Source organism: Paenibacillus sp. FSL R5-0378 (assembly GCF_038009285.1).
Lineage (GTDB): Bacteria > Bacillota > Bacilli > Paenibacillales > Paenibacillaceae > Paenibacillus_AQ > Paenibacillus_AQ favisporus.
Genome location: NZ_JBBPAY010000001.1, coordinates 6,427,907 through 6,440,580, shown reverse-complemented (window position 1 = coordinate 6,440,580; position 12,674 = coordinate 6,427,907). Strand labels below are relative to the sequence as shown.

General features: G+C 53.1%; 10 protein-coding genes. 9 read left to right on the top strand and 1 reads right to left on the bottom strand.

Going from position 1 to position 12,674, the window contains the following annotated elements; translation table 11 throughout:
* Positions 1–250 precede the first annotated feature (250 nt).
* From MKY74_RS29890 to MKY74_RS29855, 8 genes are all read left to right on the top strand, one after another.
* Positions 251–412 carry a hypothetical protein gene (locus MKY74_RS29890; RefSeq protein ID WP_167372909.1) on the top strand — a complete coding sequence of 54 codons (162 nt, stop codon included), beginning with the start codon at positions 251–253 and terminating at the stop codon, positions 410–412.
* Positions 413–801: 389 nt separating this feature from the next.
* Positions 802–1,500 (top strand): hypothetical protein, encoded by a 699-nt coding sequence (locus MKY74_RS29885; RefSeq protein ID WP_076173687.1) that lies wholly within the window; start codon positions 802–804, stop codon positions 1,498–1,500.
* A 175-nt stretch (positions 1,501–1,675) separates the two neighbouring features.
* Positions 1,676–2,635, top strand: a complete 960-nt coding sequence (locus MKY74_RS29880; protein WP_076173689.1) for a helix-turn-helix transcriptional regulator — start codon at positions 1,676–1,678, stop codon at positions 2,633–2,635.
* 308 nt (positions 2,636–2,943) lie between these two features.
* On the top strand, positions 2,944–5,001 hold the full coding sequence (locus tag MKY74_RS29875; protein WP_432206619.1) for a peptidoglycan D,D-transpeptidase FtsI family protein: 2,058 nt from the start codon (positions 2,944–2,946) through the stop codon (positions 4,999–5,001).
* A gap of 255 nt (positions 5,002–5,256) precedes the next feature.
* The gene (locus tag MKY74_RS29870) at positions 5,257–7,308 is read left to right on the top strand and encodes a peptidoglycan D,D-transpeptidase FtsI family protein (protein ID WP_076173760.1); all 2,052 of its coding nucleotides are present in this window, start codon (positions 5,257–5,259) and stop codon (positions 7,306–7,308) included.
* A gap of 244 nt (positions 7,309–7,552) precedes the next feature.
* A complete protein-coding gene (locus tag MKY74_RS29865; RefSeq protein ID WP_076173693.1) occupies positions 7,553–8,299 on the top strand; it encodes a Cof-type HAD-IIB family hydrolase in 747 nt (248 codons plus the stop codon).
* A gap of 9 nt (positions 8,300–8,308) precedes the next feature.
* Positions 8,309–8,794 carry a DUF456 domain-containing protein gene (locus MKY74_RS29860; protein ID WP_076173695.1) on the top strand — a complete coding sequence of 162 codons (486 nt, stop codon included), beginning with the start codon at positions 8,309–8,311 and terminating at the stop codon, positions 8,792–8,794.
* Between the two features lie 69 nt (positions 8,795–8,863).
* Positions 8,864–10,498, top strand: a complete 1,635-nt coding sequence (locus MKY74_RS29855) for a putative polysaccharide biosynthesis protein (protein ID WP_076173697.1) — start codon at positions 8,864–8,866, stop codon at positions 10,496–10,498.
* Between the two features lie 32 nt (positions 10,499–10,530).
* Here MKY74_RS29855 and MKY74_RS29850 read toward each other — a convergent pair whose 3' ends face one another.
* The gene (locus MKY74_RS29850) at positions 10,531–11,907 is read right to left on the bottom strand and encodes a DUF2515 family protein (RefSeq protein WP_076173699.1); all 1,377 of its coding nucleotides are present in this window, start codon (positions 11,905–11,907) and stop codon (positions 10,531–10,533) included.
* A gap of 140 nt (positions 11,908–12,047) precedes the next feature.
* Here MKY74_RS29850 and MKY74_RS29845 point away from each other — a divergent pair, with 140 nt between their 5' ends.
* Complete coding sequence (locus MKY74_RS29845; RefSeq protein ID WP_076173701.1) at positions 12,048–12,392, top strand: thioredoxin family protein; 345 nt, start codon at positions 12,048–12,050, stop codon at positions 12,390–12,392.
* Positions 12,393–12,674 lie beyond the last annotated feature (282 nt).

The following is a 12,674-nucleotide window of genomic DNA, read 5'->3' as shown; positions in this document are numbered from 1 at the left end:
GAGTTATAGAAAGTGAGGGTTGTCCATCACGCAGGACAGGCCGGAGCCGTCCATAGAATATACTCGAAAATCGGCGGAAAAGTTCCACTTTCGTCCATTTTTGCCGGACCGGTTTCAAATGGCGCCCAAAGCGGGTAAATGAAAAAGGAAGCCGGATGACGTACCAAAAGGCGGACAGAAGAGCCAGTCCCAGGAATAGAAGAAGCCCTCTCAAATATACGAATATATACGACATGAAAAGGAGTAATGAATGATGCGTGAAACAGAACAACAATATAAAAAGATTATGATTACCGTTAACGGCGAGCCTTTGGGCAAGGAGCTGTGGATTGACAAAATTACGTATGCACCGGTCCAAATCCGCGAAACGGCCGGTCCAAACGAAACCAAAATGAATGCAATTGTCAGTTAATGTCTAAATAATACCATATTTCAACACGCAAAAGACCTGGAATCCTTCGAGATTCTGGGTCTTTTTTCGCATGGGCGAAATTTATGCCGATAAAAAAAGTTGGCCGCTTCGAATCTACACTACACGTTTCGACATTTATTTCAATTTCGTTCTTTTATACTAGTTTAGGACAAATTGTAGGACTTTTTACATAAAGATGCATTGAAGTGAAAAAGCCGCGGTAAAGGGAGTGGTTTACTCGAAAAAAAGGAAGAATCAGGTAGAAAATAGTGGAATGTTGTGATATTATTTACAAATATATGAATACGAACGTATGTTCCGTGACAAGATGCTGTCAGCCAATATTGGTACGATATAAAGACGATGAATTAAGATAGGGGTGAACATCCATGCAGTCAGGTATACAGGATCAATTTACATGGAACCGCAATCATATTTTTGCCAGCGGAATGAATAAGGCTATTCTACTAGTCGAGTGGTACGGAGGAACACTGCGTCCTGCCCGGAGGCGAACCTCCCCTAAGCTTATCGCCCGGGATGTGGAGCTGCACTTGTGGCTGGAACCGCATGTGACCTTGCTGCGTATTTACGGGGCAAAGGCAAGAAGAGGACTGAATCATTCATTGATCGTGCCGCTGGGGCATCTGCAGAACGGAGTCAAGCAGTTCTTTGCGATCGAGCTTGCCCTTGAGCCGCAAAGTCCAGGTCTTCATGGCGTTATCTCGGCCCAGTGGCGTTATAAGGAGCGGAACAAGGAGCGGATTAAGGAGCTCCCCGTCAAAGAACTTTATATGAATTACACGTATCACATGGGGCTTTTGCGTCAGCCGGAGGATTTCCACGTCCATAAGCATGTGAAACTTCTGGAAACACCGGGAGTAGTCAAGGAAGCCATCAGGCTGTTCGAATTCGGCGATATTGAGCATGGGGAATGGGTGCTCCGCCGCAAGGGGGACGAGCTGCTGATCAGCGCGGCCCGGAACGCGGACGGCCGTTTGCTGGCCGAGGCCGACATGCTGTACCAGCTCAGCGAGCACTATGTAGGAACTTACATGAATAGGAATACTTCTTTGGTTAGAAACGGGTAAGGAGTCGCATGTATACCCTGCCATTTCAAGTACATATTTTTCAAGAAAAAATAGCAAAAACGAAGGGGATGGTCTTTGGAACATGAAAGCAGGATTCACTTTGCTACAAGTCGAATGGACTACTTCGGAAGTTGAGATATGAGTCTAATTTACTATACGAGCTAGGAGAATCCACATGACAGACAGACTGATCCGACTAATGCGCATTATCACCCTGGTTCAGGCCAAGCCCGGCATTCTGGCCAGGGAGCTTGCGGAGCGTTGCGGCACCAGCGAGCGGACGATATATCGCGATATGGATGCCCTGAGCGCCATGCACATTCCGATTACCCATCAGGGGCATGGCAAGGGGTACAGGTTCATCGGGGATTTTGCCTTGTATCCGCTGGATTGGACGGAAGAGGAAATGTCCGCTTTCGCGGCGCTTCCTTCCATTATGAATCAGATTAAACCGATCCTGCCCGCGGCGTTTGAAAGTGCATATGAGAAAGTCATGGCGGCGAACCATAAGCGAAGAGCAGATTCCGCGGTAACAGAGCAGCAAGAAGCGATGACATCGGCGGACAAGTCTGCGGCAGCGATACGGGATCAGCCGCCGTTTCTCATCCCGATCCTCATGGCCACCTTGTCCCAGCATACGATCCAGGCGGAATACGTTCTTTCTGACCGCCGGGAGCGAAAGTCCGGAAGAATCGATCCTTACTGGCTCGTACCTTGGAAGCAGCGCTTTTATCTGGTCGGCAGGAGCCATTCGGAAAGGAATATCCAAATTTACGCACTTAGCAATTTTCAGCAGGTAGAAGTTTTAGATGACGTATTCGTCAAAGTACATATGCATGTTCAGCAAGAGTTGTTGGATCCTTATCATGAGCAGCACGAGCAAGACCAAATACAGTTTAAAATCAGGATCTCTCCCCGGATGGCGAGTATGTTCAGAACTGAGGCGTTTATTCCCCCGATGCGAATGGCGGAGAGCCGGGACGGCAGTCTGATTGTGGAGTTATGTGTAACCAACGTGGTTGAATTTATAAGCTGGCTGTCCCAGTATGGGGCGGAAGCCGAAATCATGGAGCCCGTATTTTACAGGGAAATGATGAAACGAAATTTACGCAAATGGCTTGCTTTATACAAATGATACAGGATCCCCGCACTTTATTGCTCACCCTGCAACAGGGAAATGCCAGCAGTTGACATCCCCCTGCCCGATGGATGCTGGCCCTGTCTTTTCAACTCCTCCGCATGCTTGGCAGCGACTTCAGGTATAGTTTCCCGCCTCATTCGAGAATCCAACGATGAAAGGCCAACTTCGCTTGAGTCATTACGATACAGCCCAGGAAATCGTATATTTATCATTTTCCTATCATTCTCCTCACTGTCAAGATATGTTAAAATTATGGGGAATGTTTTCCAGTATGAGATGAGTGCAAGGAAGTGGGGAGATCGGTGAACAATTTTTTGGGAAGGAACGTGAAAGGCGATAAGGACAATGAGCCCAAGTCCGGGCTTAACTTACGGGTGAATTTGTTTTTTTTCAGCACCTTCGTCATCTTTTGCGTCATTATTATCCGGCTGGCCGTCATACAATTCGTCGAAGCGGACACGCTGACGGAGAAAGAAACCGGGCAAAACACGAAAAATATTCCGCTCCCGCCTGCCCGTGGAGATATTTTGGACGCGACCGGAACGAAACTGGCTTTTTCTACGCCGGTACAGTCGCTGTACATAACGCTTCAGAAGGATTACAGCAACGCGACGGAAAAAAGCAGGAAGAATCGCGCGGAAGCGTTGCAGTTGGCTCAGAAAATAGCGGATGTATTTAACGGATTGGGGGACCCGATCGAGAAGGAAGACATCATCGAAGCGATGGACCTGGACTCCAAGAAAGAGCACGGGTATTATCCGCGCCGGATCAAGATGGATTTATCACAGCGGGAGATCGCCTATTTCATGGAGCGGAAATCCGAATTTCCGGGGATCGAAATTATTGAGGAATCGAAGCGGACGTATAACCCGAATACGATCGCGGTGCAAACGGTCGGATACATTAAGAGCTTCAAGCATACGGAGTCGTTAAAAGAGTATGACGAGGCGCGCAAAGACCAGAAGGATCCCGGACTCGTCTATACGCCGGATGAGCTGGTCGGGGTCGACGGCATTGAGATGTCCTTTCAAAAAGAGTTGCGGGGCAAAAACGGGTATAAAGTGGTCTCGGTAACGCCGGGCAACATCGTTGACGGTGTCGAGGAGATCGTCCCGCCCGAGAAGGGGAACGACGTCTGGCTGACGATCAACAAGCAGGTGCAGCAGACGGCGGAGCAGGCGATCATGGACCAGCTGGACTGGGTGCATCACAATCCCGTGTCTGGTCAGACACACAAAGATGCGCTGACGGGTTACGCCGTTGCCATGGAGGTGGATACCGGCAAGATCGTGGCGATGGCCAGCATGCCTGACTATGACACAAATGTTTGGGGGAAGGGAGGGATTTCTCCAAAAGATTATGAAAAGATCAAGGCCAATTATCAAAACGGGACTATTACCCCCATATCCTCAGGCAAATCGGGTCACAACATGGAGTCCACGCTGCTTCTCGGTTCCACAATGAAGCCGCTCAGCGTGCTGGTCGGCCTGAAGGAGCATTTGTTTTCGACGACGACACCTTATAACGATGTCGGCATTGCGTATTTCGGCAAAGAAAAGAAAGCTGTACGCAACTCGCAGAACCATGCATACGGGTATCTCCGCACCCCGGCTGAGGCCATCGAGCATTCGTCGAACGCCTTTATGGTGGATATGGTCGGAGACAAGTTGTTTAAGAAATATATTAACGCGGGCGGCGCATACAACAAGGGCGTCGACGTCTGGGATAGATATATGAAGCAGTTCGGATTAGGCGTATCGACGGGAATCGATCTTCCCAATGAGTACCTGGGCAACCGGGAATATATGCCCGACAAAAACGGCAAATTCCCGCAAACAGGCAGCGCCCAGGGTTCTCTCGTCTATGCTTCCTTCGGCCAGGAAGGCAAATATACAACCCTCCAGCTCGCTCAATATGCCACCACGCTGGCGAATGAAGGGGAACGGATCAAGCCGCAGATCGTCAGCAAGATTACCGACCAGAACGGCAAGGTGATCAAAACGTTCAAGCGCGAGGTGCTGAACAAGACCGACGAGTTTGACAAATCGTATTGGAATCTTGTGCGGAGGGGGATGAACACCGACGTAAAATCGGCATTCGCCGGCTTCCCATATGATTTTGCCAGAAAGACTGGTACGTCCCAGCAGCAATCGTCGGATGGAGTCAACCGGGATAACGGTGTCTTTATCGCCTATGCCCCGCGGAACAATCCGAAGCTGGCCGTCGCCGTCGTCATTCCGGAAGGAGGCTTTGGCGCATACAGTGCGGCTCCGATCGCCCGCAAAATTTTCGATGCGTATGACCAGGAATACGGACTCGACGGGGTACCGAAGAAGAACAAGCAGGCTGTGAACCCGTAAGACCGTTCGAAAAAACGGCCATTCGGCTTAGCAGCTTCACTGATGTCTGCTCCGATAGAACAATGCTTTCATATGTATATATTGGATGAAGACCGACCCGATTTCCCGGGCGGTCTTTTTCTGTTGTTCTTAAAAAAAGTAACAGCATTATTATGTCCCAACCCAGGGGAAGAGCGAAAGATGTCGAATGCGTGCCTTTTATGCTAGAATAATAAAGGTCGTTTTACATAGGTCAGACAGGAAGGAGGAATGCTGGTGAGCGACTATACGACGGACCATGCGCAGGAAGGTCCGAAGAAAGGGAAAAACAGCTTTAACCTGCGGATTAACCTGTTCTTTTTCAGTACGTTTATTATTTTCTGTGTCATCATTATCCGGCTCGCCATTCTGCAGTTTGTGGAGGGGCCGACGCTGACGGAGAAGGAGTCCAGCAACATCGTCAAGGATGTGCCGCTGCCTCCGGTCCGGGGAACAATTTATGACGCTTCGGGCGTGAAGCTGGCTTATTCCACGCCGACCCAGTCGCTGTATCTTACCTTGATGAAGGATTACAGCGAGAAGAACGGGAAGAAGAACCGTCCGGAAGCCGAAAAGATGGCGGAGGATCTGCTGGAAGTGTTCAATAAATACGGCGATCCGAACGGCGAGAAAATGACCAAGCAGGATATCATAGATGCAATGGATCTGGATTACAAGAAATATTCGGGTTATTCACCGCGCCGGATCAAGATGGATTTGTCGAATGAGGAAATCGCCTACTTCTCGGAGCATAAGTCCGATTTTCCGGGCATCGCGATCGAAGAGGAAAGCATCCGGCATTATGACCCCGACACCGTAGCGGTGCAGACGATCGGGTATATCCGGACCTTTAAAGGTTCGAAAACTTTGACTAAGTACAAAACTATCGACGAGAAGCAGCGCAGCGGCGATGCGCAGACCGATCCGGGCCTGATCTACACCGAGCCCGAGTTTGTCGGCTATGATGGCCTGGAGCTGATGTATCAGGACGATCTGCGCGGCAAGAACGGGTACAAGAAGGTGCCGATCGATCCCCGCAACATGCCGGAGGGCGTGGAGGATATCGTGCCTCCGGAGAAGGGGCACAACATCTACAGCACGATCAACAAGGAAGTTCAGCTGCAGACGGAGCAGGCCATTACCGAGCAGTTGAGCTGGCTCCACTCGCATCCGGTTTCGGGCAAGCTGCATCCGAACGCGACGACGGGATTCGCCGTCGCGATGGAAGTGAAGACGGGCAACATCGTCGCGATGGCCAGCATGCCGGACTACGATACGAACGTGTGGCAGTCAGGCAGCATCTCGCCGGAGAACTGGGATAAGATCCAGAACATTTACCAGAACGGTACGATCCGTTCCTTTAACCCAGGGAAATCCGGCAGCCATCCGGAATCAGTCGTGCTGCTCGGTTCCACGATGAAGCCGCTCAGCGTCCTGATCGGACTGAAGGAAGGCTTGATTCGAACAAACACCTACTATAACGATACGGGTGCGGCATACTTCGGTAAAGAAGGCCACCAGACCCGCGTACAGAACTCCCAGGGCCACGTATACGGCGGGATGGACCCGGCGCGTGCGATCGAGAAGTCGTCCAACGCGTTTATGGTCGACGAGATCGGGAAAAAGCTGTATGAAAAATACGGCTCCAAAGCCATCCAAGTATGGGACAGCTACATGACTTCGTTTGGCCTTGGGGTCAGCACGGGCAGTGGTCTGCCAGGTGAATGGGAGGGCCGCAAGGAGTACATGGATGTTAAAGCAGCCGGTTCAGCCCAGGCGGCCATGGCCTATGCTTCCTTCGGGCAGCAGGGGAAATACACGACGCTGCAGCTCGCCCAATACGCCGCCATGCTGGCTAACGAAGGCAAGCGGCTGAAGCCGCAGCTCGTCAGCAAGATCACCGACGACAAAGGCAACATCCTTAAAACGTTCAAGCCGGAAGTGCTGAACACCGTCAATTTCAGCCAGTCGTACTGGGATGAAATCAAGCGCGGGATGAAGAGTGACGTTTCCTCCTTTGAAGGCTTCCCTTACAGCTTTGCCCGGAAGACGGGGACATCGACCCAGAGCGTCGGCGGCAAGCTGATCGATAACGGGGTGTTTATCGCATTTGCTCCGAAGGAAAATCCGGTTCTGGCCATTGCGGTTATGATCCCGGAAGGGGGCTTCGGCTCGCAGAGCGCCGCGCCGATCGCGCGTAAAATTTTCGACGCGTACGACGAGGTGTACGGACTGGACGGCGTTCCGAAAGGCAAGAAGGAAACGACCGACGGTCAAAGCAACCCATAATAAAGTCAGGCAGTGCCTGCAAGGCCGTGGGATCCATCGGTGCTTGCGGTAAACTGGCTGATCGCAGGCAGGCAGTGACACGGGACTTTCCCCGGCTGCCTGCTTTTTTAATGATAGGCCTGTCCAGCAATGTAAGTGCCGCTGCAAATCCTTTTTGTGAGGTCCCGGTCCTTGTGGTAAAATGTCCGTATGTCTGTGTCAAAACGGAAAGAAAAGCGCTGGAACAAGGACAGGGGGAAACGGCATGAGTACGAAATACAAGTTACTCGCACTGGATATGGACGGAACGCTGCTGACCGATGAGCAGAACATTTCAAAGGAAACGGCGCAGTGGATCCGCAAGGCATCGAAGCACGGCGTGCATGTGTGCCTGTCGACAGGACGGGCGTTTATGAGCGCCCTGCCTTATGGGGAAGAGCTCGGGCTGACCACGCCCATGATTACGGTAAACGGCAGCGAAGTATGGCGTGCCCCGCATGAGCTTCACCTGCGCTCATTGATGGATGTGGAGCTGGTGAAGGCGATGCACGACATCGCGGTGGAAGAGGACTGCTGGTACTGGGCCTATTCCGTTGAGCAGCTGTACAATAAGGATCATTGGACGGATGACGTCGAAGGCAAGGAATGGCTCAAATTCGGCTACCATACAGAGGATGACGAAGCGAGACACCGTATACTCATGAAGCTGCAGGATATGGGCGGCCTTGAAATTACCAACTCCTCGCCGTTTAATCTGGAGATCAACCCGGAAGGCGTGAACAAGGCTGCGGGCATTGCGGAAGTGTGCAAGCTGCTGGGCCTGACAATGTCTGAAGTCATTGCGGTCGGAGACAGCATGAACGATCTGGCGGCGATCCAGCAGGCCGGACTCGGCGTAGCTATGGGCAACGCGCAGCAGGTCGTGAAAGATACAGCCGATTATATTACGTCAAGCAACAACGATGACGGAATCGCTGAGGTTATCCAAAAATTCATTTTTGACGAGGAGTGAGCATAGGCGATGGCTGTGCTTGGCTGGATTTTGGTCATTGCGCTGTTCGCAATCGGCTTGGCCGGCGCCGTGTACCCGATACTGCCGGGGGCGCTGGCTATCTTTTTTGCCTTTTTTGTGTATGGCTGGTTTTTTACGTTTTCCCATTTCAACACCTGGTTCTGGATCATCCAGGGCCTCATCATCGTGGTGCTGTTCGTAGCCGATTATGCCGTCGGCGCCTGGGGAACGAAGAAATTCGGCGGCTCCAGGCTGTCGGTCATACTAAGCACCATCGGGGCCATCATCGGGCCGTTCGTCATCCCGGCCTTCGGACTTGTGATCGGACCGTTTGTAGGCGCGTTTGTGGGAGAGCTTATCAACGGATCGTCCCCGTCAAAAGCGGTGAAAGTAGGCTTCGGGACGCTTGTGGGCCTGTTCAGCAGCATGGTGATGAAAGTGATCCTGCAAATCGTCATGATCATCGTATTTTTCGTATGGATCGTGTTTTTCTAATGAGAAGATAACGCACGGGCGGTCACCCGTCCGGGGTTGTGCTTGCTGGGGAAAGAAGGGGAATAGGGTTTGGCGAAGAAAGAATCATTTATTAGAGGCACGCTCATTCTGGCTGCTGCTGCGCTGGTGGCGCGCGTGCTCGGACTGGTGCAGCGGGTTCCGCTGGATCACCTGTTTAATGACATAGGCAAGGCCTCGTTTACGATTTCGAACAATGTCTATTTGCTGCTGCTGACCGTGGCAACGGCAGGCATTCCGAGTACGCTGAGCAAAATGGTATCCGAGCGCTATGCGCTGAAGAAGCCGGCGGAAGCGCAGCGCGTGTACCACGCAGCGCTTATTTTCGCCGCGGCGGCGGGCGTCATCATCACCATTCTGCTGTACGTGCTCGCACCGTATTATGCGACCTACGTTTCCAAAGTGCCGGAAGCGTCGCTCGCTATCCGCGCACTGGCACCGGCGCTGCTGCTGTTTCCGGCGATCGCGATGATGCGCGGATACTTCCAGGGCCGCGGCAACATGACCGCGGGCGGCATTTCGCAAATCGTTGAGCAGTTCGCCCGGGTCGGCACTGCGATCCTGCTGGCTTACATTCTGCTGAAGAGCGGATATGAGGACAGCTGGGTGGCGGCCGGCGCTTCTTTTGGGGGCGTGCTCGGCAGCATCGGCGCGTTTGCCGTCATGCTGTATTACACCGTCAAAATTCGCAAGCAGGACCGGGCGCTGATGCTGGAAGCCGGTCCGGATTCGCATCTGCCGATGGGACAGATTTACAAGGATATCTTTACGATCTCCATTCCGATCGTGCTGTCATCGATGACCGTGCCGGTGGTCAACTTTATCGACTCGTCGATCGTCAATCCGCTCCTGATTGGTCGGATCGGCGAGGCGAAAGCGACGCAGCTGCTCGGGATTCTCGGACAGCGCGCGCAGAGCGTGGCCGGCATCCCGCCGATTCTGGCCATCGCCCTCAGCACCTCGCTGATTCCGGTCATTTCGGCCGCTTTCGCCCGGAAGGACGAAGCGCATCTGAAGCAGCAGATCACGCTTGCGCTGCGCATCTCGATCCTGACCGGCATGCCGATCGTCATCGCCCTCTGCGTGGCGTCATATTCGATCAACGGCCTGCTGTTCAGCAGCCTGGACGGCAGCGGACTGATCATGCTGCTGACGTTTGGAACGATCTTCCAGATTACGATGATGACGACCAACTCGATCCTGCTGGGCGTCGGCAAAGCGTACCTGACGGTCATCAGCGTGATGATGGGCATAATCATCAAGCTCCTTGGAAGCCTTATTCTCGCTCCATGGCTTGGCATTTACGGCATCATCGCCGCGACGGGACTCTGCTTCCTCGTCATTACGTGGCTGAATCTGCGCGTCATGAAAAAAATCGTGCCGTTCTCCATTCTGGGGAAACGCTGGCGTGGTTTTCTCATTACCGTGATCGTCACCAGTGCCGTTGGATACGGGCTTAACGCCGCGGGCGACCAGCTCGTCCACATTTTGCCGGACAGGCTGGCGTTCCTGATCACCTGCCTGGTGGTTGGCGTCGTGGTCGTGGTGCTGTATCTGGCACTGCTGGTCATGCTCGGCGTGCTGCGCCAGCAGGAGCTGTCCAGCTATCCGCGTATCCTGCAGAAGGCTCTGCGTCCGCTGATGCGCCTGCAGCCGTCCCGGTTGAAATCGCAGGAACGGGGTTAATACGGTCCGTGCCGCATCAGTTTTAAGACAAGCTAATACGTTGAAGTCACAGCCCTCCCGACATCGTGCGTGAGGGCTGTTTTTTGCAGCGCGTTCCGGTGGGCATGCGTCATTTCGATCATCAAGGGCCGTCTCGGCCGGCTTACGTAATGAATCGCATCCTCGTTTTTGAACCAGTCATAACGCGGGATCGGTTCGCTGTACAGGTCATGCCACACATCGTGCAGGAGCGGGCTGTACAGGCGCCGGCCGCCGGGGAGCCATTCCTGCTTCATCAGCTCGACACTTTCCAGCGGGGAGTTCAGCGCGTTTTTCTTGTCATGGGTAAACAGCTGCGGCCAATATTCGCTCCGTGAACCGCGATGCTCGACGACTGAAGCGAACGAGTGCACGCCGGACAATACATCCTCGTAACCGAACAGAGTGGCGTAAAGCGCTTTTCCGAAGGCAATCCTCTCGTTCAGGCTGGAGAACTGCTCCAGAATGAGTCCGACCATGGAATCGGCGGCGTAGCCGGCTGACTCGCGGATCCGGGACTTTTCTTCGGGGGTATGGAACACGTCGGCTTCGAGCTCCGGGATATGCGGCAGCATCGGGAAGACGACTTGATTCATCTGAAATTTGCTGTGCATGGAAAATGCTTTTTTACGGAGGACCCGGCTTTGATAATAACCGTTCTGCACGACGCGGCCCTCAATATAGTTTTGTTCATTGATGATCAGCCCGATGGCAAGCAGGGCACTGTCCCGTTCAATCCAGAAGCGGTCCCAGAACGGGCTCATGAACGCCGATACGCCAAAGCTCGGGAGCAGGTGAAACAAGCTCCGTCCAAGGCGCCGGCTGTGACTGTACAGCAGAAGCTGGGGGTAGGCGTCCTGAAAAATGAGCGCGTTGCACCGCTCCAGCATCCGGTACAGGTCTTCCCGGGCGGAAGGCTCCATCAGATCGGACATGAGTCCGCCCTTCAGGTCGCTCATATTCCAGCCGGCGTTCCGCGACACCATGTGGGCCAAAAAGGACCAATGGAGCTCGGGATACTCCCGGTAGCAATCGTAATAGGCCTTCGTCCGCGTAATGTTGCTGCGGTTCGCCTCCCGGGTGCGGGTCCGGATCGTATGTAGAATGTCCTGCTCTTCCTGGGAGCGGGCATTCGTATCCCGGGGATAAGCCAGATGGTTGCGCATTTCCCGCATCCGGCCGATGTCGCCGGCCATCCGGTCCAGCTGGTCGCGGATACTCTGGGCGGACGTCTCCTTCCAGTCGAGCGGCCGGCGCCGCCGGGTCAACTGCCGGGAGGCTTTCCAGCCGGCGGCTTTGCCGCGGGCGACCTCGGCGGCCGTCTTCGGCAGGGCCGACATGATCCGGATCCAGGCGGGTACAAGGGTGCGCTGTGCAGATGTTACCGGCATGACCGCATCCTCCTTTCTTGTAAACCTCACATTACTTTCAGTATGGCTAAAAAATTTGACTTCCACTCGGTATTTTGATTCACTAAGAGAAGAAATGGACAAGAATTGGACAAGATATGGGATAGAAAGGGCGGATATCCATGCAAAAAATTACTTCTCAAGCCGAATTTCAAGTCGCAATCCAGTCTCCGAGACTGACCGTAGCCGTATTTAAAGCGGATTGGTGCTCGGACTGCAAATTTATGGACCCGTTTATGCCGGACGTGGAAACGAAATTTTCGAACGATCTGACGCTTGTCGAAGTGGACGTGGATCAAGTCGGCGACCTCAGCCAGGAGCTGAACATTTTGGGCATACCAAGCTTTGTGGCCTTTTCGGACGGCCGGGAGCTGGTGCGGCTGGTAAACAAGCTTCGCAAATCGCGCGAAGAAATCGAGGGATTCCTGAATACGGCGCTGGACGTATACAGAACGATTCATAAATAAGCTTATTCGCACCGCTCTTGCCGCACAGAGGCATTTGAGGCGGTGCTTTTCTCTTTAGAGAGCAGCTTCATGGCATGGCTGTACGGAACCGAAGGTATTCGGGTTTCACCACCATTTGGCCGAACCGGCAGCGAAGCAAAGGCCCCACTTCGTGGGGCTGTTTCATTTTTCCGACATTTCTCCGACATTTTGTCACAAAGTGGCCGTGATGTATGTCAAGGAATCAGGTATAATAGGTGAGATTGGTAAAATATTGAGGTACCTGTCTTCAGTGGTAAAGTT

Coding starts and splice junctions, on each gene's coding strand:
- MKY74_RS29845 (WP_076173701.1), top strand. CDS start 12,048: ATGCAAAAAATTACTTCTCAAGCCGAATTTCAAGTCGCAATCCAGTCT.
- MKY74_RS29885 (WP_076173687.1), top strand. CDS start 802: ATGCAGTCAGGTATACAGGATCAATTTACATGGAACCGCAATCATATT.
- MKY74_RS29890 (WP_167372909.1), top strand. CDS start 251: ATGATGCGTGAAACAGAACAACAATATAAAAAGATTATGATTACCGTT.
- MKY74_RS29860 (WP_076173695.1), top strand. CDS start 8,309: ATGGCTGTGCTTGGCTGGATTTTGGTCATTGCGCTGTTCGCAATCGGC.
- MKY74_RS29865 (WP_076173693.1), top strand. CDS start 7,553: ATGAGTACGAAATACAAGTTACTCGCACTGGATATGGACGGAACGCTG.
- MKY74_RS29880 (WP_076173689.1), top strand. CDS start 1,676: ATGACAGACAGACTGATCCGACTAATGCGCATTATCACCCTGGTTCAG.
- MKY74_RS29850 (WP_076173699.1), bottom strand. CDS start 11,907: ATGCCGGTAACATCTGCACAGCGCACCCTTGTACCCGCCTGGATCCGG.